A 22,052-nucleotide genomic window follows, 5' to 3' on the forward strand; every position below is an offset into this window, starting at 1 on the left:
CTCCTGATTGCTTCGAGGCGTTGGAAGGTGCGGTCCACTCACAAATCTAGCCGAAGCAGTTGACGGGGTCCGCGTGTCAATCCCTGGCGAGCCGGGCCCAGCCCAGTTGCTCCTGCTGCAGGCGGCTCAACGAGGAAACCACCAGGTCATAAGAGTCCTCCACCATGTCCTGGACCATGGAGTCAGGGAGGGCACCGTCCAGGCGCACGCCATTCCAGTGCTTCTTGTTCATGTGCCAGGCGCCGGTGATTTCCGGATGGGCCGAGCGAAGTTGCACGGCCAAGACGGGATCGCATTTGAGGCTTACTGCCAAGTTCTGGTCGTCCAAGGCAGAGGCGGCGAACATCTTGCCTTCCTGCTTGGATCCACCGGACACGGCGGACCGGACCTTGAAAACCGAAGTTTCCGGGCCGAACGGGAAGTCTTCATAGGTCCCTGGGAAGCCAAGGCAGATTTGGCGGAGTGTGGCAGCGTCCATGCACTGAGACTAGCGGAGGAGCGAGACTAGCGGAGTGCGACGACTAGCGGACCGCCGGCCTCACGCAACGCCCAGGAAGTCCTCGAGGAGCACCACTTCCAGGCCAGCAGCCACTTGCGCCGAGCGGAAGGCCTCGAAGTCCGCCGCGAATTCGGGGCGGAAGTGCATCAGGACGATGTCGCCGGGCCGGAGGGAATTGCCGTACTGGTAATCCATGCGCCCGGCATTGGCCTTGGCCTCCCACGTAATGATCGCCTTCAGGCCGGCGGCGGCCACGGCCTGCCGCATGGCGGTCGAATAGGCGCCTCCGGGGGGCCTGAACAGGGTGGGCTTGCGGCCGTACTGCTGGACGGCGAAATCCTGCATGCCTGCAATGTCGTCAAGCTGCCGCTGGTAGCCCCATTGGGTGGTCATGTTGACGTTGTGGCTGACCGTATGGTTTTCGACCAAACTCCCCTGCGCCATGAACGCCTTGAAGAACGCAGGGTTGTCGCGGACCGTGTTGCTCGTCAGGAACAGCGTGGCCGGGTAGCCGTTCTCCTTGAGGAGCCGGACGCTTTCCGGGGACTTGACCACCCCGTCGTCGATCGTGAGGAACACCACGGGATGTTTGGTGGGGATTTTGGTAATCACGGGAGCCAGTCCGCCTTGGATGGGCGGCAGCGTGAAGTCCGGGACGAAGGGGTTCCGGAGCCGCCCGGGGCCCGCTGGGCTTGGTGCGGGGCTCATCGCGGCGCTTGCGGACGACGACGGCGAGGGGCTCGCAGTGCCGGGGGCCGCCGTCGGGCTTTCCGCGGACGGGTTTCCGGGGGCCGCGCATGCCCCCAGGCCGGCCACGAGGGAAGCGCCGAGGAAACCGAGCGCGGTGCGTCGGCTGGCGGTGGAAGGGTGGTCGTCACACATGGGGGTTCCTGGTCTCGAAAGGGTGATTTCCCCCGAAACATACCAGCGGCCGGTTAACAGAAGGCGACGCTATCCGTACGTGTCGTGCTGGCACGTCCGTCGGCTGAAGCTAGATGCCGTTCCGCCAGCCCATCTGTGCCGGACAAGCGTTCATCACAACGTCCAGGCCCGCCGCTTTGGCCCGTTCCGCCGCGTCCTCATCAATTACTCCGAGCTGGAGCCACACGGCCTTCGCTCCCACGGCAATCGCTTCGTCCACCACCGCGCCAACGCGCGAGGAGTTCACAAAGCAGTCGACGACGTCGATGGGCTGCTTCTCGAAGGGCACATCGGCGAGGAACTTGTAGCCGGTTTCGCCGTGGACGTCTTCGCCCTTTTGGTTGATCGGGATGATCTCCATGCCCATGGTGTCGCGAACATAGAGAGCTACTTCGAACGCCGAGCGCCACTCATTCGTGCTGAGTCCCACGATTGCCCAACGGCCCTTTGTTCGCATAAGCCGGTCAATGACTGCCGGATCGTTGACATGTGTCATACCTCAAGCCTACTAGCGGGACAGCAGCCCAAGGAGCCAACGCAGGGAAGCCCCGGCAGGCTTCAGTGATACGTCGTCCTGGGCGCCCTGTACGGCTTGCTGCACCCCGTTTTGGAGGTCCTTCGCTGTCCCGGTGGATGGGATAGAAGCTTTGGGCTGCGGGAGGATTCCCTGCGAGTCGGTGTTAGGCTCGGTATGCGCTGCCTTCGGCGCTTCGGACTGCCCATCGCTTGGCTCGTTTGCCGGGGCCGGAACGGCCACTGGCGCTACCGGTTCGCGCGCTGCCTCGCCAGTACTGGCCGGAGCGGGCGCCACTGGAGGCGCCAATGGGCCTGCCACTGGGGGCGCCGCCGGCGGCAGATCGACGGGAGCCGGGTGCGTCGTGACCTTCGGGGAATCCTGGGCGGGGGCCGGAGGTACCAGCGACGGCGGAGCAGTGGTCCAACCCGGCGCCCAGCCGGAGACCAGCGCCTGCATGAATTCCGGGGTTCCCTTGCTGAATCCGCCACTCGCGGCCGCAACGGCACCAACACCCAAGCCCATGGTGATCAGGACGGCAGCACCAATGACGGCGGGGCGGTGCTTGCGCAACTGACGCCGTTTGCCGAGCTCGTCGAGGGGAAGAGAGGCTCCCGCGGTCGAGCCATCGAGCATCGCCGCGAGTGCGGGCCCGGGGACCGGCGCCGGCATGGACGCGAAGGATTCCAGTGCTTTCAACGAGTCCGTGAGTTCGGGGGCATCCGTCAGGCCAGCCTCAAGCATGAGCTCGAGGATGATCGCGTCGCGGTCAATGTCCTTGCAATCCCAACGCATCATGGCGCCACGTATTCCTTTACTACCGAGTGCTCGCGGAGTGCATTCAACGCCCGGCGCTGCAGTTGCTTGACTGCGCCTTGGCTTTTCCCCATGATTTCGGCCGCCTGGTCCACCGTTAGACCGGCAACGATACGAAGCGTCAGGACTTCGCGCTGATCTTCCCGAAGGAGATCCAGCAGCGCCATGACTTCGCCAGGCGCCACACGGTCCATCGCTTCGGCTTCGGCCGAACTCGACTGGCGCGTGTCACGCTCAGGTTCAAACTCGTGGTGCTCAGGCGCCCTGCTTTGCCGACGATGGTCATCCACCATCCGGGCATGGGCCACCGAGAATACGAAGGTCCGCAGACCGCTGACGCCACCCGTGATCGTCTCAACGCGCGGCAGGACGGCAAGAAAAACGTCCTGTGTGATAGCTTCCGGATCCGAAACACCCTTTGCTGTCAAGTAGCCGAGCACCTGGCCGGCAAAGGCCTGATAGACGGCGCTGAACAGTTCAGCCTCCCGGCCGCGAAGGGCCAGCAATGCTGCATCGGTCAAGGCGTCGGTCACTGAAGCGTGGCTTTCGTTGGGGAGCGAATGTCCGGATCCAAGCGAGATCCTCGGTGCCGCCCAAACGCCGCAGGGCCGGGCAACCTCACCTAGCCTAACCGCTGCTCCCGCTAAGCCCAAGGACCAGCCTTCGCTCCCAGAGGCTTGCCTCTCCCGGACTCTCTGCACATCCACGAAACCCCTTCAGACATGAAAAGGGCCGAGCTGAAACATGATGGGGGACAAATTTCAGCTCGGCCTTTCAAAGAGGTAATCGTCGAGGCACCCCAAAGGGTTACGCGGATTCCAAAAGTTTTTTTAAAGCTCTGTTCGCGATGCTGATCGAGGCCTAGTGAATACTAAGAGAATGTCCTCGCTTCGAGCGCGCAGCACGGCTTCGATCGCGTGCTTGTGCCTCGCGGGGACGCTTTTCGGCTGCGGTCGGAGCGATCAAAACGCACCCGGGCCTTACCCAGAGTCATCCCCGACGAGCACGAATGCTGGGATGCCCATCGACACAGGCCCCGAGGATGGCTCGCCAATTCTGCCATGGACGCTGAACAGCATCGATGATGCGGAAAATCGGGTGTACTTAACGACCTCAAATTTCGAGTGCAGCGCTCCCAACCGGGCAAGAATCGCCGAGACCGCAGAGACCATCACGATCACCATCCTTGGCACACCAAACAAGGGTCCTTGCACCCAACAGTTGAACACCCTCATCACGTTTGTCCAGCTCAAGTCATCGATCGGAAACAGGAAGATAGTGGGTTCCAAATAGCCGGTACGCACGACGGCGAGCCACCCCTTAAAGGGTGACCCGCCGTCGTCGTGATTCAGCTTTGGTGACTAGTCCTCGATGAGGTCGTGCACCACGATCGTCTGGTCCCGGTCCGGGCCGACGCCGATCGCGGAGAAGCGCGTTCCGGAGAGCTTCTCGAGGGCCAGCACGTATCTGCGGGCGTTCTCGGGGAGGTCTTCGAGGGTCTTGGCGCCGGTGATGTCCTCGGTCCAGCCGTCGAAGTACTCGAAGATCGGCACTGCGTGGTGGAACTCGGTCTGGGTCATGGGCATTTCGTCGTAGCGGACGCCGTCGACATCGTAGGCCACGCAGACCGGGATCTGCTCGATGCCGGTCAGGACGTCCAGCTTGGTGACGAAGTAGTCCGTGAAGCCGTTGACGCGGGAGGCGTGGCGGGCCAGGACGGCGTCGTACCAACCGCAGCGGCGCGGGCGGCCGGTGTTGACGCCGAACTCGCCGCCGGTCTTCTGCAGGTACATGCCCATCTCGTCGAAGAGCTCCGTGGGGAACGGTCCGGCGCCAACACGGGTGGTGTAGGCCTTGATGATGCCGATGGAGCGCGAGATCCGCGTGGGTCCGATGCCCGAGCCAACCGACGCACCGCCGGCGGTCGGGTTGGAGGACGTCACGAACGGGTAGGTGCCGTGGTCGACGTCCAGGAACGTGGCCTGGCCGCCTTCCATGAGGACCACCTTGCCCTCGTCCAGTGCGTTGTTGAGGACCAGGGTGCTGTCAATGACCAGCGGCCGCAGGCGTTCGGCGTAGGACAGGAAATACTCCACGATCTCGTCCACCACCACGTTGCGGCGGTTGTAGACCTTGACCAGGAGCTCGTTCTTTTGGCGCAGCGAGCCTTCCACCTTCTGGCGGAGGATCGATTCGTCGAAGACATCCTGGACGCGGATACCCAGGCGGGCCACCTTGTCCATGTAGGCCGGGCCAATGCCCCGACCTGTGGTGCCAATTGCACGGCTCCCGAGGAAGCGCTCGGTGACCTTGTCCAACACCTGGTGGTACGGCGCTACGAGGTGGGCATTGGCCGAGACGCGCAAACGGGAAGTGTCAGCGCCGCGGGCTTCCAGGCCGTCGATCTCCTGGAACAGCGCCTCAAGGTTCACCACACAGCCGTTGCCGATGATCGGAATCGCGTTCGGGCTCAGAATGCCGGCAGGAAGGAGCTTGAGCTCATACTTCTCACCGCCCACCACAACTGTGTGCCCGGCGTTGTTGCCGCCGTTGGGCTTGACCACGTAGTCAACGCGGCCACCGAGCAGGTCGGTTGCTTTGCCTTTGCCTTCGTCGCCCCACTGGGCTCCGACGATCACGATAGCTGGCATGGGATCCTCCCCCATTCTTTCGGGCCGGTCCTGGCGGGATCACCAAGGCTCAGCGCCGTACATGAGAACGCCCCGAATCTTTCGGCCCTGCCCGCAGACTTTCGCAAAAGTTCACCGGCGGGATCAGCAAGAGTTCCGGGGCTCTTACCAGCCAAGTTTAGCCGATGCGGCTCTTGGACCTGTTGTCACACGGTCGGAGGGCGACATGAAAACAGGCACGGCGCCCTCGAAGTTCCCTGTGAGCAGAATGTGAACTCTTCCCAAACAGTCCGCATTGAGCTCCCAAAACGACAATTTGGCCTCAGGTGACCGGCTACATTCTTTGTGAATCCTTACCCCCAACACACCCAACTAACTCGCATTTGTTGTCGTTATGAGCCGTCTAAACGACAACAAATGCGAGTTAGTTGGGCGGGCACTGCCCGTGAATCTGAAGGGAAATCCATGAATTTTCGCAATAGGCGTCTCCTGTCAACGGCAGGAGTGAGCGCACTCGCAGCATCCACGATCGCTGCCGGAATGATCGGGTTCGGCATGGCGCCGGCCTCGGCCAATGACGACCACAAGGGAACCGCGACGCCCATCAAGCACGTCGTCGTAATTTTCGGCGAGAACGTCTCCTTCGACCACTACTTCGCGACGTATCCGCAAGCGGCCAACACCCCCGGCGAAACCCAGCAAGGCAGCGGCGCAGCGGCTCCGGCGTTCACGGCAGCCAAGAGCACCCCGAAGAATATCGCCACCCTCGCCCACGACAATCTGTTGGCACCTAACAATCCCAACTCGGTCCAGCCGCAGCGCCTGACGCCCAGCCAGGCAATCACATGCGACCAGGACCACGAGTACACCGCGGAGCAGAAGGCCTACAACGCAGGCCTGATGAACAAGTTCGTCGAGAACACCAGCATGGATACCTGTTCGGGTGGCCAGTTCGGCCGTCCTGGGCTCACCATGGACTACTACGACGGCAACACGGTGACCGGCATCTGGAACTACGCCCAGAACTTTGCCATGAGCGACTCCCACTTCAGCACCGGCTTCGGACCTTCCAGCCCCGGCGCGCTCAACCTGGTGTCCGGCCAGACCCACGGCGTCACGGAGTTCACCGCAAACGGACAGCCGGTCAAGCCCGCAAGCAGCGACTACACGGTCAAGTTCCCTGACGCCAACGGCGTGGGCACCATGACCGAAGACCCGGATCCGGTCTACGACGACTGCTCCAACAAGAGCCACGCGAGCAAGAACAACCTAGCCGGCATGCAGGGCAAGAACATCGGCGACCTGCTCAACGACAAGGGCGTCAGCTGGGGCTGGTTCCAGGGCGGCTTCGCCCCGACGACGGCGGCAACGGACACCACCCCCGCGTCCTGCATGAGCACCCACACCAACATTTCAGGCGCGACGGTCACGGACTACAGCCCGCACCACCAGCCGTTCCAGTACTACAAGTCAACGTCCAACCCGCACCACCTTGCTCCGGCCAGCGTGGATGAGATCGGGCACAACGGCCAGGCAAACCACCAATACGACACCACGGACTTCGCCAAGGTGGTCAACTCGGACAACATGCCTGCCGTCTCCTTCCTGAAGGCTGGAAGCTCGCAGGACGGCCACGCCGGCTACTCCGATCCCCTGGACGAGCAAAAGTTCATCACGCAGCAAGTGAACGCCATCCAGAACTCGAAGAACTGGGAAAGCACCGCCGTCGTCCTCGCCTACGATGACTCGGATGGCTGGTATGACCACGTCGCGGCCGCCGCGAAGAACTCCTCCAACACCACCGACGACGCCGCATGGTGCCTCAACGCCTACAACAAGGGCGTCCCCATGGCCGGAGGCTATGCGGACCGTTGCGGTCCCGGCCCCCGCCAGCCGCTCGTGGTGATCTCCCCCTTCGCGAAGAAGAACTTCGTGGACCACACCCAGACGGACCAGTCATCCATCCTTCGCTTCATCGAGGACAACTGGCACACCGGCCAGATTGGCGACTCCTCGGCAGATGCCAAAGCCGGCACCATCAACGCGATGTTCAACTTTGACAAGGGGCGGGACGTGAAGCTCATCCTCAACGAATCGAACGGCACCGTGGTTTCCCGGACCAAGGAAAGCGACGACCAGAACGAGAACAAGCAGTAGCAGGCGTTTCCGAAGCGGCACCGTCCCGAATCCATCGGGACGGTGCCGTTCCCGTTAATGCGGTGCCGCTTCCATTAACGCACTTACGCCGTCGCCGCCGCCAACGCAGCGTCCGCCAGCCCCGGCCTCTCCGACGACGACGCGAGAGGTACTTCCACCCAGTCCTTGAACGGCCGCTTCATGCCGGACGGGTCGAAGAGTTCCGCCCCGGGAAGGCCCAGGGCGCGGGCGTGCTCGGCGGAGTCCTTGCCGAGTTTGAATGCCACACTGTTTCCGTGGAGGCAAGCGATGGCCTTCTTGTTGAGCATCAGGGAACTGGCACCAAACATTTGGCCCAAAACGATGCCCGCGTCACCAAGATCGGCACCCAGGCCCTCGAACGCGGATACGGCGGCAGTAGAAGACTCAGGTTTTTCCATAGCCGCATCATGCCGGAAGCCGGCTCCCGCCGTCGAGAGACCCACCACAGAACTCCCGATTCACCCCACAGGTCATCGCCGTTCCGGTACAGTTAAACAGCCCCCAACACTGCACCCAATCTGACCGGTCGCGGCCAACCGCTCCCGGCCGGATAAGTGCACCTTGCTACACGTAGGAGACCCAAGCCCATATGCAAGACCTGGCGACTGAATTACCCGAAGAGCAGCTCTGGAACCGACGTTTCGAACCCCACATTGCCGAGGTCACAGGGCTTTGCGATTCCCTCAAAGAACAGAAGCCGGGCAGCGAAGTCCTCTACGTAGACCCCGCCCACAGCGTTGACGAGTGCCGCATCATCAGCCTTTTCTCCAACACCCGCACCACGGAGGGCTCGGGCTTCATCGTCCCGGGTGACGCGGATGCCACCACCCGCATGCTGGGCATGCAGTGGCAGTTGGGCCTGCGTCCGGAACTCATGATGCCGTGGAACGTTTACCCGTGGATCGAGTCCGACGGCGAGCCGGGCAAGCTGACCCCCGCCAACATCACGGAAGGCCTCAAGCCGCTCCTGCGCCTGTTGGCGATCGCGCCGCGCACTTCCGCACTGGTGGCCCACGGCAATGAAGCCCATCGTTTGGCAGACCAGCTCATGAAGGCCGCGCCGCAGAGCATCCACCGCCGTGGTTTCAAGACGTTCAAGGTCCGCTCGCTGGGTGGACGTTCTTTCGCCGGCTCCCCCACGCGCCAGCAGGAGTACCTGGACGTCATCCATGGCGCCTACGCCGAGGCCATGGCCCGGACAGGCCTCACCCCCGTCTCCTAGGACTCGCCGACCCAACTGACTCGCAGTTAATGTCGTTATGACGCCTCATAACGACACCTAATGCGAGTCAGTTGGGCGGGGAAAGCGCGACGGCGGCCGCCCACCTTTCGGTGCGCGGCCGCCGTCGAGCGTTTAAACTCAGCAGTCCTAGCCTTCGATCGCGGCCTTCGCGGCGGGATCGGAGTCGTTCAGGAACTTCTCGATCCGCTCCGGTTCCTCAGCTTCGCCGATGGCAGCGGATGCCCGGCCGAGGGAGTACAGAGCTCGCAGGAATCCCCTGTTGGGCTCGTGCTCCCACGGGATGGGTCCGACGCCGCGCCAACCGTTGCGGCGCAGCGAATCCAGTCCACGGTGGTAACCCACGCGGGAATACGCGTAGGAATCGATGGTCCGGCCGTCTGCCCACGCTTCCTCGGCCAGGATTGCCCACAGCAACGAAGACGTGGGGTACTTGGCTACGAGGTCCAGGGCCTCCTGCCCCAAGGCAAGGTGCTGGTACACCTCGGTCTCGGCAGGCAGGAGCGTAGGTTCCGGACCCATCAGGTTCTTGCGGAATTCGTCGGACATCAGAAGGTCTTGCCGACCGAACCGAGCTGCTTCGCGGCTTCCACGATGCGGGCAGCCATGCCGGCCTCGGCGGAGGCACCCCAGACGCGGGGGTCGTAGGTCTTCTTGTTGCCCATTTCGCCGTCGACCTTCAGGACGCCGTCGTAGTTGGCGAACATGTGTCCGGCCACCGGGCGGGTGAACGCGTACTGGGTGTCAGTGTCGATGTTCATCTTGATGACGCCGTAGGAAACGGCATCCGCGATTTCCTGCTCGGTGGAGCCGGAGCCGCCGTGGAAGACGAGGTCGAACGGGTTGGTTTTGCCGATCTTGGCGCCGACCTCGGCCTGGATCTGCTTGAGCAGTTCCGGGCGGAGCTTGACGTTGCCCGGCTTGTACACGCCGTGGACGTTGCCGAAGGTCAGCGCGGTCAGGTAGCGGCCGTTATCCCCCGCGCCGAGCGCCTCGATGGTGGCCAGCGCGTCTTCGGTGGTGGTGTACAGCTTCTCGTTGATCTCGTTCTCGACGCCGTCTTCCTCGCCGCCGACCGTGCCGATTTCAACCTCGAGGATGATCTTCGCCGCGGCCGCGCGTCCCAGGAGCTCCCGGCCGATCCGCAGGTTCTCCTCCAGGGTCTCGTGCGAGCCGTCCCACATGTGCGAGTTGAAGATCGGGTCCTTGCCGGCCTTGACGGCTTCCTCGGAAGCAGCCAGCAGCGGCAGTACGAAATCAGCCAGCTTGTCCTGCGGGCAGTGGTCCGTGTGCAGGGCGATGTTCACGTTGTAGTTCTTCGCGACCTCGCGGGCGAAAGCCGCGAAGCCCAGGGAACCGGCAACCATGTCCTTGACGGACGCACCGGACCAGTAAGCCGCACCACCGGTGGAGACCTGGATGATGCCGTCCGACTCGGCCTCGGCAAAGCCGCGGATGGCCGCGTTCAGGGTCTGCGACGAGGTGACGTTCACCGCCGGGAACGCGAATCCGCCGGCCTTCGCGCGGTCGATCATCTCGGAGTAAATCTCTGGGGTTGCGATGGGCATGCTGACTCCTATGCTGATTTTCGTCTGTGGGTTTTGTTGACCCTGGAGTAGACCTATACGGCTAGGCACCATCCTAGCGACTCCGAATCCGGCACCGTGTTTCCAGTCACGGGGACGGGTAACACTTGCGGACCTTGGGCCGAGATGGCACTTGACGGCGATGCTTGCGCGGCAAAGCCAACACTGCTGCGAAGTGCCATCTCGGCGCGATCAGGAGACGCGCTGGCCGAAGTTGTGCCGACGGATCCAGGCGTGCATCGCGATGGCGGCGGCCGACGCCGCGTTCATGGACCGGGTGGAGCCGTACTGCTCGATCGACAGGGTGGCGACGGCGGCGTCGTGCACCTCGGGAGTCAGGCCGGGGCCCTCCTGCCCGAACACGAGTACGCAGTTGCGCGGAAGTTCGTAGGTTTCCAGCGGCACGGAATCCGGGAAGATGTCGATGCCGATGATGGCCAGCCCTTCTCCCTGGGCCCACTCCACGAAGTCCTCCACGGTGGGGTGGTGGCGGACGTGCTGGTAGCGGTCGGTGACCATGGCCCCGCGACGGTTCCACCGGCGTCGTCCAATGATGTGGACCTCCTTGGCGAGGAAGGCATTGGCGGTCCGAACTACGGTGCCGATGTTCAGGTCGTGCTGCCAGTTCTCAATGGCAATGTGGAAATCGTGCCGGTGGGCGTCCAGGTCCGCGACGATCGCTTCGTGCTTCCAGTACCGATACTTGTCCACCACGTTGCGGCGGTCGCCGTCCGCCAGGAGGTCCGGGTCCCAATGCCCACCTTCCGGCCAGTCGCCTTCCCAGGGCCCGACGCCGACCTCCGGTTTCGCTTCGGGCTCACCCTCGGTAGAGGAGACAGCAGCGGAGTCGGTAGGGGCAGGGTTCTGGGGCCGGTCAGTCACCACTCAACCCTAGCCCGGGCAGTCCCGCCTGCGGCGCCGAAACCCAGTGCCGTAACGCAGGACACCCGGGTGTCTCGGGGACCGAAAGATGAAAGACTTGGAACGAGAAACAGCCAACACGCGGAGGAAAAGCATGGAGAACGCAACCGAGGCCCCGAAGAGCTCATCCCTTTACCGCAACGGACACGAGATCGAATGCTGGCTCACGGACATGGACGGTGTGCTGGTCCACGAGAATCAGCCGGTTCCCGGAGCGGCTGAACTGATCCAGCGCTGGGTGGACACCTCCAAGCGATTCCTCGTCCTCACCAACAACTCCATCTTCACGCCGCGGGACTTGGCGGCCCGGCTGAGCTCCTCCGGCCTGGAAATCCCGGAGGAGAATATCTGGACATCCGCCCTGGCCACGGCGCAATTCCTCAAGGACCAGGTACGGGGCTCAGAGTCCGGGAACCGGGCCTACACCATCGGTGAGGCAGGACTTACGACGGCGCTGCACGAGGCCGGCTTCATCCTCACCGACCAGAACCCGGACTTCGTGGTGCTCGGCGAAACCCGTACCTACTCCTTCGAAGCGATCACCATGGCCATCCGGCTGATCCTCGCCGGGGCGCGTTTCATCGCCACCAACCCGGACGCCACCGGCCCCTCGAAGGATGGACCGATGCCCGCCACCGGCGCCATCGCCGCGCTCATCTCCAAGGCGACCGGCCGCGAGCCCTACATTGTGGGCAAGCCGAACCCCATGATGTTCCGTTCCGCGATGAACCAGATCGATGCCCACTCCGAGACCACTGCAATGATCGGTGACCGCATGGACACCGACATCATCGCGGGCATGGAAGCCGGGCTGCACACCGTCCTGGTGCTCAGCGGCATCACTCAGCGCGAGGACATCGCGGCCTTCCCGTTCCGGCCGAACCAGGTCCTGAACTCGGTAGCGGACCTCAAGAACCAAATCTAGGAAGAAGGGGGCTGGTGCCATGGCTGTGCTGAACCTCCGTTCCCTGGCCGGGGGCCGCATTCTAAGGGGCAGCCAGCCGTTTGGCATGGACACTGCGGCGACGTCCGCCTTCCTTGAACTTCATGGCATCCAGACGGTTGTGGATCTCCGAAGCGCGTACGAACGCGCCATCGTGCCCTGGCAACTGGCCAACGGCGCCGTGGAGCTCGTGGAGAACCCCCTCGATCCGCGTACCGCCTCGGATGGGCTCCAATCGATCCACACGGCCGAAGACCTGGGCGAGCTCTACCTTGGGTGGGTCCGCGCCCGCCCGGACTGGGTGGCCGAATCGCTGCGCGCCGCGGCCCAAGGCAAGCGGACGCTCATCCACTGCTCGCTCGGCAAGGACCGCACCGGCGTCGTATCCGCTCTGGCGCTCCTCACGACCGGCACTGACAGCGCGGCCGTTGTGGCGGACTACGCCGCAAGCACCGCTGCCCTCCCCACGATGCTGGAAACCATGGCAGCCGCGTGGCGGCTGGCTGTCCCCGAGGTTCCGGAGGACGCATTCAGTCCCTCGCTCATGCTGCTGCAATCCCCCCAAGCTGCGATGGAATACTTCCTGGACCGTTTCGGGCACGAGTTCGGCAGCGCGGCGGACTACCTCCGCGACGCCGGCCTCAGTGGTTCCGAGCTGGATGGACTGCGGCGCAGATAGACGCGTTTGTAGAAAGGGCCGGTCAGTAGAACACCACCCGCGAGCCGGCCCGGGGCAGCGGAAATAGCTCGTTCTCCAGGTCCTCGATGATCGGATTGTAGATGAAGGGATTCCACTGGGGACTCGCATGGGCGGGGCGGGCGCCGTCGGTCCTGTGGCCCGTGGACGCGATGTTGAGGGGGAATGTCTTGGCCCACGCGGCCCGGGCCGTTGCGTAGTTCACCGTGTCATCGTTCGGGTTTCCGATGAAGGCCATGCGGGTGTCCCCCAGCCTGTCGATAAACCGTGTGCCGTCGAAGTGGTAGATGTAGTCCGATTCGCTCTGGATCAGGACGCTCGACGGCGCGATCGGCGAGAGCTGCTCGAGGGTCTGGTCCCAGATCTGCCCCCACGTGCGTTCGTGCTTGTTCACCACGCGCTCGCCCAGCTCGTAGCCGCCGCGGAGGACCGACGGAACCTGGAAGCCGCTCTCGTACAAGAACACCACGCCATCGAACCAGCTTTGGTCGAGGATGTCGTACTTACTGAACGGCGAAGAATCCAACAGGATCAGCTTGACGCTGATGCCGTTCCGTTCGCGCAGGAGCGCGGCCACTTCAGTGGCCAACATCCCGCCGAAACTGTGGCCGTAGAAATAGAGCGTGTTCAGCTTCCGCTCATTGATGTAGGCGAGCACGGTGTCCACCACGTCGGCGACTTCCAACCCCAGGTTGGAGTATCCGACGGCGGCCATCTGGCCCCGCTGCCGGAGCGAACCGCGGAGCGAGTTGAGGATCCATTGGGCCTCTTCCCAGCTGGTCTTGTAACCGGGGAAGAGAATCCAACTCGAGTTGGGGTAGTACGACTCTGCGAAATCGTCCCCCACCGGAAGGATCCTGGTGGTGCGACGTTCTGCCTGGACCTGGCGTGTAAACAGCATGTCCGCGGCGAGGGCCGTGGAAGCACCCGCTCCAATCAGGAAGGAACGACGGGAAATACTCTTCAGCTCAGCCGCTTGGCGGAGAACCCGGGCAAGGGAGCCCGGATCCTGCCAGCGCTGCTGCTTCCGGGGGAATTTCCCGGCCTGAAGGTCCACGCAGCCAGCTTAGGCGCTTCGGCGGACGGGCACACGGTCCCCTTGAAACCGCTCAGGCTTGGGAGTTTGTTGTACAGCTCGTGTCCCCCATTGCTCGCCTTAGGGGGCACAAGCTGCACGCAAACTCTTTTGGGTCAGTCGAGTCCCAGCTCGTCCTTGCCGAAGGCGAAGAGGTACGGCACACCGGTTTCGGCCTCGATCTTTTCCTTGGCGCCAGTGTTGCGGTCCACAATGACGGCCACAGCCACCACGTTGCCACCGGCCTTGCGGACGCCTTCGACGGCGGTCAGCGCCGAGCCGCCCGTGGTGGAGGTGTCCTCGAGAACCACGACGTCGCGGCCCTCCACCGAGGGACCTTCCACTTGGCGGCCCATACCGTAGGACTTCTGCGCCTTGCGCACCACGAAGGCATCAACGGCACGGCCCGCGTCGGCCGCGGCGTGCATCACGGCAGTACCGACCGGGTCCGCACCCATGGTCAGGCCACCGGCGCACTCAACGGCGATTCCGGCGTCGTCGATCATGGAGAGCATGACCTGGCCAACCAGCTTCGAAGCCTCGTGGTGGAGGGTGATGCGTCGCAAGTCGATGTAATAGTCCGCCTCGGCCCCGCTGGAAAGGATCACCTTGCCGCGGACGACCGCCAGTTCTTTGATCAATTCAAGGAGGCGGGCACGGGCAGCGGCACTATCAACAGCGGGAGTCATGGTGCCCATTCTACGTAAAGCCGCTGGACGCAAGAGAATGGCCGGCGTCATGGAAAGTCCGCAACGCGCATCGTGCCCTGCGACACGATAAATCCCTGGCGACACCGGAATCCGGGGTGCGTGAGGCTCTGTGGGTGGCGCCAAGGAAATTGCGCGTCGCCAGCGCGCTCCGGCCCGCGACGCCTACACGTCACTCGCCGTAACCTTTGAAATATCTGCGCCGGAGACGGTGTTCCCGCACATATGACAACAATCGGAATCATCGGTGCAGGACACATTGGCAGCCAAGTCGCTCGCAAGGCGGTGGAACTCGGCTATGACGTAGTGATCAGCAACTCGCGGGGACCGGAAACCCTAACGGAACTGGTGGCGGAGCTTGGCACACATGCCCGCGCTGCAACACCGGCCGAGGCAGCAGTGGCAGGCGATTTCGCCGTCGTGACCGTTCCCCTCAGGAGCTACCAGGGCATCCCCGTGGAGCCGCTCGCGGGGAAGATTGTGATCGACACGAACAACTACTACTGGGAGCGGGACGGCCGGATCCCGGAGCTGGACAAGGGTGAGGCCACCACGTCCGGGCTGCTGCAGAAGCACCTGCCCACGTCCAAGGTGGCCAAGGGCTTCAACCACATCATGGCGAAGGAAATCGGCACAGACGGCACCCCGGCGGGCACCGAAAACCGCCGCGCGCTGGCCACCGCCAGCGACTACCCCGAGGCCGCCGAACTGGTGGCAAGGCTTTACGACGAGTTCGGCTTCGACACCGTCAACATCGGGCCGCTCGATGAGAGCTGGCGCGTGGAGCGTGACCGCCCGGCCTACGTGGTGCGGCAGAACGCTGCCGAGCTCAAGGACAACCTGGCCAAGGCATCGCGCACCATCTGAGCAACCTCCAAACAACACAGCAGCCGCTTGCCTCCGAAAGGCAAGCGGCTGCTTTGTTAATGCGTCGAGGAGTGGACCCGTCAGGATGCCGGGGCTGAAGCGGCGACGTCGAACCCGGCCAAGGCGGCCGCCTTGCGGACGTACTCCAAGTTGGAGGCCGTCCGTTCCTCCAACGGAAGCTCGGTGGAGAAGTCCTCCAGCGTGACCCAGGAGTCGTAGCCAACCTCGGCGAGCGCGCGGAAGTAGCCGAGAACGCTTCCCTGTCCCTCGGCCAAAGGGGCCCATTCGTTGACCCACACGGCCGCGCCGGATTCGTCCTTCGAATCGGTGCGGACCCAGCGGGCGTTCTTCACGTGGACATGTGCCAAGTACGGGCCTAGGAGTTGGAGTGCGGGCAACGGTGATTCCCAGCCCTCGATCAGCAAGTTGCCGAGGTCATGGATAACGCCAACATGCTGCGGATCCAGCCCTTCCAGCAATCGCCGGGCCGAGGAGGCCGACGCCGTCACGGTTCCATGGTGCAGTTCCACGAGGGCCTTGACGCCGTGGTGTGCTGCGCGGGAAGCAACCCACTCGTAGTGTTCCCGGGTAGCGGCAAAGAGTTCCGGGTACGACAGACCGGTGGGTTCCTGGCCGCCCATGTTTGAGTTGCCCAGTGGCAGCACGTTCACGCGGACCTGCTTGGCACCCAAGGCTGCGGTGGCGGCGAGGACACGATCGACGTCGTCGTGGTTGTCGCAGCGGGCGTAGCCGCCGAGGCCGGAGAATTCCAAGCCTGACTCCGCGGTGAGGCGGGCAATCTCCGGGATCGAATCTTCCAAGCCCGTCATGGGCCAGGTGGCACGGTTCCCTGCCCAGAAGCCGGGTTCTGCTGCCTCCGCCTGGTCCGTGACGCGCCATTCGATGCCGTCCCACCCCTGGGCGGCAAGCTTCATGGCGGCTTCCTGCGGCGACCATTCGGGTGTGGAGGCGGTGAAGACGGAGAACTTCATGCCGATACCTCTTCGCGATGGGCTCCCGGTTGGGAAGCGGCCCCGCCGGTGCGGACCTCCACGTTGTTGTACTTGCCGGCTATGACATCGTCGATCAGCACGGGCTGGCCCAAGGTGGCTGAGACATACAGGGCGCGCACAGTAGCCAAGGCGGTCAAGGCGTCGCGGACAGTAACGCCGGCGGGGCGTCCTGCCCGGATCGCCGCGATGATGTCGCGGTACTGCCGGACATGTCCAGCCGGGTATACCGTCGGGTCCAGTGCTTCGACGGTGTCGTCCGGATATTTGGCAAGCTCGACGGCGGCCTGGTTTCCGCCGCCGAGGATGCCCATGGCGCTGCTTTCCGAAGGATCGGCGGCGTCGGACGCGTGGAAGTACGCGAGATCGTCGTTGTCGATCACTGCGGAACCCTTGCTCCCCATCACCTGGAGGCGGACGGTCAAGCCCGGGTACGCCGCCGTCGTGGCGTGCAACACGGCAATGGCACCGGATTCGAAGGTAACGGTGGCTACGGCGGTGTCCTCCACCTCAACACCTTCGTGGGCGAGAAGCGCGGTTTTGGCGCTGATCTCAAGGGGCCGGCCGAGGAACCACAAAAGCAGGTCCACGGTGTGAACGCCCTGGTTCATGATGGCGCCACCGCCGTCCATGGCCCAGGTTCCGCGCCAGGCGCCCGAATCGTAGTAGCCCTGGCTTCGCCACCAGCTGACAGAGGCGACGGCGGAGGTCAGCGTGCCGAAGCGTCCGGTTCGACGGGCCTCGTCCACCACCCGGCTGGCCGGATCAAAGCGGTGCTGGCTGATCACGGTCGCCACCAAGCCCTTGGCCTCGGCAGCCTTGGCAGCAGCCAGGATCTCGTCTGCCTTACTCAGGTCAACGTCAAGGGGCTTTTCGATCACGACGTGCTTGCCGGCGTCGAGCGCTTCCAGCGCTTGCTGGATGTGCAGCCCGCTGGGCGTGGCGATGATGACCAGGTCCACGGGTGCGGCGGCGAGCGCCTCGGCCAGCGTCAGGAAGACTGCCGGCTTCGGGTCGCCCTGGGCTTCGATCTTGGCCGCAAGCGCCTCGGAAGCCTCGGCAATCACGTCCACAAGGGCCGTGATGACGACATCCGGAAATTCGCGGACCGCGGCCGAATGGGTGCGGCCGATGACGCCGCACCCTACGATTGCGGCATTCAGTTGTTTCGGCTCGGTCACTTCGTCTCCACTCCTGCTTCATTGAGAACTTTCGCGAACGCCCTCGCTGCAATGCCGAACGCCGTCGGGCCGGAGAATCCGCCCAGTCCGTGGGCGCCGGCCAAGTGTGGTTCGAGGCTCGCGAAGCCGGTGTACCCGTCGGCCTTCAAGGCTTCAACCGTGCGGAGGACATCGCCGTCGCCCTCGCCCGCAGGGACTACCGTGGCGTTCGAAAACAAGGCATCCTTCACCTGCAGGTATTCAAGGTGCGGGCGGAGCTTGGCGTAGGCGTCGTCGAACGGTTTGACTCCCACCTGGACGAAGTTGGCGGCGTCCCAAGCGACTTTGAGCGCGGGGGAGGCTACGGTTTCGATGATGTCCAGGACCCGTTCGGGGACGTCCCCGTAGATGTCCTTCTCGTTTTCGTGCAGCAGGACGACGCCGGACTCTTCCGCAACGTCCGCGAGGGCACGCATGCGTTCGATGACTGCCTCCCGGATGCTCTCCACCGCTACGTCTTCGCCGTAGTAGAAGGAGAAGATCCGGATGTAGCGGGATTCCAGGACCTGTGCGGCGTTGACTGCCCGCCGGAGCCGTTCCACCTCGTGCTCGACGGGAAGGGAAACGTCCACTTTCCCGATCGGCGAGGCGATCGCGGAAACCTTCATGTCCGCGGCGTCGAGCAAGGACTTCAGTTCACGAAGCTGCGCCTCATCCAGATCCACGATGTTGGTGCCCCAGGCGCTGCGGACTTCAATGTGGTTGGCTCCCAGTGCCTGCATCACGGCAATCTGGATCTTGGGGTCGTCGTCGATCTCGTCGCCGAAGCCCGAGAGCTCCCATTCAACCGCTGGCGTGCTCATAGTTACTTAACTCCTCCGGCGGTCAAGCCGCCCACTAGGTAACGCTGGAAAATCAGGTACAGGATGACCACCGGGGCAGCACACACAAGGGAGGCTGCCATCATCTGGCCGTAGAAGGGAATCGCGCCGCCTTCCTGCGAGGCACCGAAGATCTGGAGCGCGACGGCGGCCGTCTGGCTTTCGGGCCGCGTCATGACTGAGGCAAACAGGACGTCGTTCCAGCCGAGCAGGAAGGCGAAAATACCGGAGACGACGACGCCGGGCCAGCTCAGCGGGAGGATGATCCGCACCAGAACGCCCAGGTTGCTGGCGCCGTCGATCCTTGCCGCCTCTTCGAGTTCGCGCGGCAGGCCGCGCAGATAGGTGACCATCACCCAGGTGGAGAACGGCATCGCGAACGTCAGGTAGGTCACGAACAAGCCCCACTGCGTACCAATGACTTGGATGCCCAGGTAGCTGGCCGCCGAAGAGAACAGTACGAAGACCGGCAGCACCATGAGGGTTCCGGGCACCGACTGGAGTCCCAGCAACCCGCGAAGGATCGTCAGGCGGCCACGGAACTGGTAGCGGACCAGGACGTAGGCGGTGGCGATCGACATCAGCGCGGAGACCACGGCGGTGGACCCGGCCACGAGCACGCTGTTGGCCAAGCCTGTGGCCAGCCCAACGCTCGACCAGATCGTGGAGTAGTTCTCAAGCGAGAAGGTGGACGGGAAGAACTCGCCCCGGGCAACGCCGATGTCCGAGTTCACGGACGCCAGGAAGATGTACACCACTGGAATCAGCACCAGGGCACACAACACCGTCAAGATGATGGCGAGCATAGGGCCTGGCAAGAGTTTGGTGACTTCGTGCTGGCGTTTGGAGCCCGGGCGGAAGCCTTCGCTCGATTTGCGTCCGACGGCGGTAGTTGCGGTGCTCACTTTTTGCCTCCGGGTGTTTCGGCGTCGTCAAGTTTGACGGCCCGCAGATAGACGAACAAGGGGATCGCGATCAAGATCAGCGAAATGAACGCCATGGCCGCGCTGAGCCCGAACCTGAAGCTCTGGAAGCTGGTGACGTAGGTGAGGATCGGGAGCAGTTCCACGTCGGACGGAGCAGGTACCCCGAACAGGACGAACGGCAAGGTGAAGTTGTTGATGTGGTGCAGCATGCCGATCAGGAACGCCAAGGAGAGCGGACCCTTGAGATACGGGAAGACCACATAACGGAGCTTGTTCCACCACAGGGCACCGTCCAGGGCCGAGGCCTCGTGGACCTCATGGTCCACGGACTGGAGCCCGGACAACGCCAGCAAGTAGACAAACGGCCACGATGCCCAGATCTGGACCAGGATCAGCGTCCAATACGATTGCGGCCCGTTGAGCCACAGGCCGGGGTCGATGCCCACCGAATGCAGCACCGAGTCGACGACGCTGCCCGGCTGGAACATGGTCCGCCACACCGTAGCCACCACGAAGGACGGAAGGACGTAGGGGATCAGGAAGATGGAACGGATCACCGCACGTCCCTTGAACGCGTTCTGGGTCGCGACGGCGCCGGCGATGCCGAGCGGGATGGTGACCGCCATGGCGATCAACGAGTAGCTGACGCTGAGCCAGATGGCGTGCAGCAAGGGTGATCCGGTCAGCGCTTCGACGAAGTTCTGCACCCCGATGAACGGAGCACTGACCCACTGGCGCAGCGAATACTGGTCCAGGTCCAGCCCCGACATGAAGATGCCGAGCAGGAGCGGCACCACGATGATGATCACCATCAGCAGGCCGCCCGGAATCAGCATCCACAAGGGGCGGTTGCGTTCGCTCAGCCCCTTGCGGCGCCGGGGAGTGCCGTCTGGCGACTGCGGGTCCGGCTTTGCAGCGCGGGACGATTTGCGGCGCGTGGACTTGCCCGCAGTCAATGAATCGGTGGACATGTCAGTTCCTACTTACTTCGATGCCCGGTCAAGTGAGGCCTGGCCCTTGGTTTGTGCGTCCTTGAGGCGGGCCTGGAGGGCCGAGTCGTCCACGGAACCCTTGGCGAGGTCAGGGATCGACTGGACCGTGACGTTCAGCAGGGCGAGCTGGATGTCGCCCCAAGCTCCGGTGAACGGCGTGGCCTTGGACTTGGCTGCGGTATCGGCAACCGGTTGGAGTGCGGGGTTGTTCAGGGCCTTCAGTGCTTCGGCGTTGGCCGGCAGGTCGCCGAAGATCTTCTGGAAGTTCAACTGCTCGTCCTTGGACGTGATCAGGTTGATGTAAGCGAAGGCCAAGTCCTTTTGCTTCGAGTAATCGGCAACAACCACATTGTCACCGGACAGGATGCTGGCCGCATTCGCGGCGTCCCCCTGCGGAGAGGTCTGGCCCGGGGCCGTCGTGGGCATGGCCGTGTAGGCGTACTTACCCGCGACAGCCGACTTGTCGAGTGTCGGGAGGGAACTCGACGTCGTCATCATCAGGTATCCCGCCTTGCCTGAGGCAAATGCGGCAACGGCGTTGCTGTTGCTCCACCCGATGGAAGCCGGATCGACGATCTTGTCCTTGGTAAGCCATCCGAAGTAGGTTTCATATGCCTTCTTGACGGTCGGGTCGTCAAGCTTGAGTGTCTTGCCGTCCACCAGCGGGTTTCCTGCCTGGACGGACATGGCCCAGATGAACTTCCAGGGGTCGAAGTTGTCCTTGTACCCGGTGGCCATGCCAAAGGTTCCGGTGGCCGGGTTGGTCATCTTCTTGGCTTGGGCTGCGAGTTCATCCCAGCTGGTGGCGGGCTTGTCGATCCCGGCTGCTTTCAGGATGTCCTTGTTGTAGGCCATCACGAACGGCCGGCTGACGAAGGGAATGCCCGCTTGGTGCTGGGCGTCCGGGCCGGAAATTCCGAGGGCAGCCTGGTTGAACTTGTCTTTCCCGCCTATCTTCTTCCAGTCGTCGTCGGACAACGTCACGAAGGCCTTGGTTGCATACGCGGTGGGCGTGAAAGTGGTGCCGAGGCTATACACGTCAGGCCCTTGCCCGGAGACCACCGACGTCTGGATGCGGGTCAGTTCATCGTTGGCCGAAGCGAAGGTTTCGAATTCGACGTCGGCACCGGTCTGCGCCTTGAACTTGGCCGCAATGTCGGTGAACCACTGCTTTTGCTGGGCAGAATACTGGTTGTTGACCCCTGTCAGGACGCTCAGCTTCTTGCCTTTTCCGTCAACGGGTCCGGCACTCCCCCCGGAGCTGCTGCTGCCGCCTCCGCAGGCGGTCAAAGCTAGGGCGGCTGTTACGACAACAGCGGCAAATTTGGCGGACGATGCAAACTTCATTGTTTTCCTCCCTGGAGACCCGATGGCCTCATTGGCGTGGTGCGCGTCACATCGGGTGATTTCTCCGAGTCTAGGCATGCGCAACAAGGATGACAAGCGATTGCCAAAAATTGTCATCGGTGCTGCAATTGTGGGACAAGTC

The 22,052-nt window shown here is 63.4% G+C and carries 24 protein-coding genes; 6 read left to right on the forward strand and 18 right to left on the reverse strand.

What is annotated here, in order from left to right:
* Nucleotides 1-76: 76 nt before the first annotated feature.
* The 5 genes from NFJ07_RS17255 to NFJ07_RS17275 form a co-directional block, all read right to left on the reverse strand.
* The gene (locus NFJ07_RS17255) at nt 77-478 is read right to left on the reverse strand and encodes an MmcQ/YjbR family DNA-binding protein (RefSeq protein WP_269996106.1); all 402 of its coding nucleotides are present in this window, start codon (nt 476-478) and stop codon (nt 77-79) included.
* Nucleotides 479-538: 60 nt separating this feature from the next.
* Nucleotides 539-1,381 carry a polysaccharide deacetylase family protein gene (locus tag NFJ07_RS17260; protein WP_269996107.1) on the reverse strand — a complete coding sequence of 281 codons (843 nt, stop codon included), beginning with the start codon at nt 1,379-1,381 and terminating at the stop codon, nt 539-541.
* A 109-nt stretch (nt 1,382-1,490) separates the two neighbouring features.
* The gene (locus NFJ07_RS17265) at nt 1,491-1,916 is read right to left on the reverse strand and encodes a CoA-binding protein (RefSeq protein WP_269996108.1); all 426 of its coding nucleotides are present in this window, start codon (nt 1,914-1,916) and stop codon (nt 1,491-1,493) included.
* 12 nt (nt 1,917-1,928) lie between these two features.
* On the reverse strand, nt 1,929-2,732 hold the full coding sequence (locus NFJ07_RS17270; protein ID WP_269996110.1) for a hypothetical protein: 804 nt from the start codon (nt 2,730-2,732) through the stop codon (nt 1,929-1,931).
* The gene (locus NFJ07_RS17275) at nt 2,729-3,283 is read right to left on the reverse strand and encodes an RNA polymerase sigma factor (RefSeq protein ID WP_269996111.1); all 555 of its coding nucleotides are present in this window, start codon (nt 3,281-3,283) and stop codon (nt 2,729-2,731) included. Before NFJ07_RS17275 ends, NFJ07_RS17270 begins: the two co-directional genes overlap by 4 nt.
* Before the next feature lie 484 nt (nt 3,284-3,767).
* Here NFJ07_RS17275 and NFJ07_RS17280 point away from each other — a divergent pair, with 484 nt between their 5' ends.
* Nucleotides 3,768-4,043, forward strand: coding sequence for a hypothetical protein (locus NFJ07_RS17280; protein WP_269996113.1), 276 nt, complete (start codon nt 3,768-3,770; stop codon nt 4,041-4,043).
* 68 nt (nt 4,044-4,111) lie between these two features.
* Here NFJ07_RS17280 and NFJ07_RS17285 read toward each other — a convergent pair whose 3' ends face one another.
* Nucleotides 4,112-5,401, reverse strand: a complete 1,290-nt coding sequence (locus NFJ07_RS17285) for an adenylosuccinate synthase (RefSeq protein WP_269996115.1) — start codon at nt 5,399-5,401, stop codon at nt 4,112-4,114.
* Nucleotides 5,402-5,845: 444 nt separating this feature from the next.
* Here NFJ07_RS17285 and NFJ07_RS17290 point away from each other — a divergent pair, with 444 nt between their 5' ends.
* A complete protein-coding gene (locus NFJ07_RS17290) occupies nt 5,846-7,537 on the forward strand; it encodes a phospholipase C (protein ID WP_269996117.1) in 1,692 nt (563 codons plus the stop codon).
* Between the two features lie 83 nt (nt 7,538-7,620).
* On the opposite strand, the gene NFJ07_RS17295 is transcribed toward NFJ07_RS17290, so the two are convergent.
* The gene (locus NFJ07_RS17295; protein WP_269996119.1) at nt 7,621-7,956 is read right to left on the reverse strand and encodes a hypothetical protein; all 336 of its coding nucleotides are present in this window, start codon (nt 7,954-7,956) and stop codon (nt 7,621-7,623) included.
* A gap of 191 nt (nt 7,957-8,147) precedes the next feature.
* On the opposite strand from NFJ07_RS17295, the gene NFJ07_RS17300 reads away from it, so the two are divergent.
* Nucleotides 8,148-8,780: a uracil-DNA glycosylase gene (locus NFJ07_RS17300; protein WP_269996120.1), complete on the forward strand. Its 633-nt coding sequence runs from the start codon at nt 8,148-8,150 to the stop codon at nt 8,778-8,780.
* Between the two features lie 147 nt (nt 8,781-8,927).
* On the opposite strand, the gene NFJ07_RS17305 is transcribed toward NFJ07_RS17300, so the two are convergent.
* From NFJ07_RS17305 to NFJ07_RS17315, 3 genes are all read right to left on the reverse strand, one after another.
* Nucleotides 8,928-9,347 (reverse strand): DUF3151 domain-containing protein, encoded by a 420-nt coding sequence (locus NFJ07_RS17305; RefSeq protein ID WP_059388503.1) that lies wholly within the window; start codon nt 9,345-9,347, stop codon nt 8,928-8,930.
* The gene (gene fbaA / locus NFJ07_RS17310) at nt 9,347-10,438 is read right to left on the reverse strand and encodes a class II fructose-bisphosphate aldolase (protein ID WP_269996122.1); all 1,092 of its coding nucleotides are present in this window, start codon (nt 10,436-10,438) and stop codon (nt 9,347-9,349) included. The genes NFJ07_RS17305 and fbaA overlap by 1 nt, the downstream gene beginning before the upstream one ends.
* Before the next feature lie 138 nt (nt 10,439-10,576).
* Nucleotides 10,577-11,266 (reverse strand): TrmH family RNA methyltransferase, encoded by a 690-nt coding sequence (locus tag NFJ07_RS17315; RefSeq protein ID WP_269996124.1) that lies wholly within the window; start codon nt 11,264-11,266, stop codon nt 10,577-10,579.
* 133 nt (nt 11,267-11,399) lie between these two features.
* On the opposite strand from NFJ07_RS17315, the gene NFJ07_RS17320 reads away from it, so the two are divergent.
* Both NFJ07_RS17320 and NFJ07_RS17325 read left to right on the forward strand, forming a co-directional pair.
* Nucleotides 11,400-12,230 (forward strand): HAD-IIA family hydrolase, encoded by an 831-nt coding sequence (locus NFJ07_RS17320; RefSeq protein WP_269996125.1) that lies wholly within the window; start codon nt 11,400-11,402, stop codon nt 12,228-12,230.
* A 19-nt stretch (nt 12,231-12,249) separates the two neighbouring features.
* Complete coding sequence (locus tag NFJ07_RS17325) at nt 12,250-12,927, forward strand: tyrosine-protein phosphatase (RefSeq protein WP_269996127.1); 678 nt, start codon at nt 12,250-12,252, stop codon at nt 12,925-12,927.
* Nucleotides 12,928-12,949: 22 nt separating this feature from the next.
* On the opposite strand, the gene NFJ07_RS17330 is transcribed toward NFJ07_RS17325, so the two are convergent.
* The gene (locus tag NFJ07_RS17330) at nt 12,950-14,002 is read right to left on the reverse strand and encodes an alpha/beta fold hydrolase (RefSeq protein ID WP_269996129.1); all 1,053 of its coding nucleotides are present in this window, start codon (nt 14,000-14,002) and stop codon (nt 12,950-12,952) included.
* A 134-nt stretch (nt 14,003-14,136) separates the two neighbouring features.
* Nucleotides 14,137-14,709, reverse strand: coding sequence for an orotate phosphoribosyltransferase (gene pyrE / locus NFJ07_RS17335; protein ID WP_269996130.1), 573 nt, complete (start codon nt 14,707-14,709; stop codon nt 14,137-14,139).
* 243 nt (nt 14,710-14,952) lie between these two features.
* Here pyrE and NFJ07_RS17340 point away from each other — a divergent pair, with 243 nt between their 5' ends.
* Nucleotides 14,953-15,594: an NADPH-dependent F420 reductase gene (locus tag NFJ07_RS17340; protein WP_269996131.1), complete on the forward strand. Its 642-nt coding sequence runs from the start codon at nt 14,953-14,955 to the stop codon at nt 15,592-15,594.
* Nucleotides 15,595-15,674: 80 nt separating this feature from the next.
* Here NFJ07_RS17340 and NFJ07_RS17345 read toward each other — a convergent pair whose 3' ends face one another.
* From NFJ07_RS17345 to NFJ07_RS17370, 6 genes are read right to left on the reverse strand one after another with little or no spacing between them, the layout of a single operon-like run.
* A complete protein-coding gene (locus NFJ07_RS17345) occupies nt 15,675-16,586 on the reverse strand; it encodes a sugar phosphate isomerase/epimerase family protein (protein ID WP_269996132.1) in 912 nt (303 codons plus the stop codon).
* Nucleotides 16,583-17,785 carry a Gfo/Idh/MocA family protein gene (locus tag NFJ07_RS17350; protein WP_269996133.1) on the reverse strand — a complete coding sequence of 401 codons (1,203 nt, stop codon included), beginning with the start codon at nt 17,783-17,785 and terminating at the stop codon, nt 16,583-16,585. Before NFJ07_RS17350 ends, NFJ07_RS17345 begins: the two co-directional genes overlap by 4 nt.
* A complete protein-coding gene (locus NFJ07_RS17355) occupies nt 17,782-18,627 on the reverse strand; it encodes a sugar phosphate isomerase/epimerase family protein (protein WP_269996134.1) in 846 nt (281 codons plus the stop codon). Before NFJ07_RS17355 ends, NFJ07_RS17350 begins: the two co-directional genes overlap by 4 nt.
* Nucleotides 18,628-18,629: 2 nt before the next feature.
* Nucleotides 18,630-19,550 carry a carbohydrate ABC transporter permease gene (locus NFJ07_RS17360; RefSeq protein WP_442865365.1) on the reverse strand — a complete coding sequence of 307 codons (921 nt, stop codon included), beginning with the start codon at nt 19,548-19,550 and terminating at the stop codon, nt 18,630-18,632.
* On the reverse strand, nt 19,547-20,542 hold the full coding sequence (locus NFJ07_RS17365) for a carbohydrate ABC transporter permease (RefSeq protein ID WP_269996135.1): 996 nt from the start codon (nt 20,540-20,542) through the stop codon (nt 19,547-19,549). Before NFJ07_RS17365 ends, NFJ07_RS17360 begins: the two co-directional genes overlap by 4 nt.
* A 12-nt stretch (nt 20,543-20,554) precedes the next feature.
* Nucleotides 20,555-21,910: an ABC transporter substrate-binding protein gene (locus tag NFJ07_RS17370; protein ID WP_269996138.1), complete on the reverse strand. Its 1,356-nt coding sequence runs from the start codon at nt 21,908-21,910 to the stop codon at nt 20,555-20,557.
* Nucleotides 21,911-22,052: the final 142 nt, after the last annotated feature.

Source organism: Arthrobacter sp. B2a2-09 (assembly GCF_027587375.1).
GTDB lineage: Bacteria > Actinomycetota > Actinomycetes > Actinomycetales > Micrococcaceae > Arthrobacter.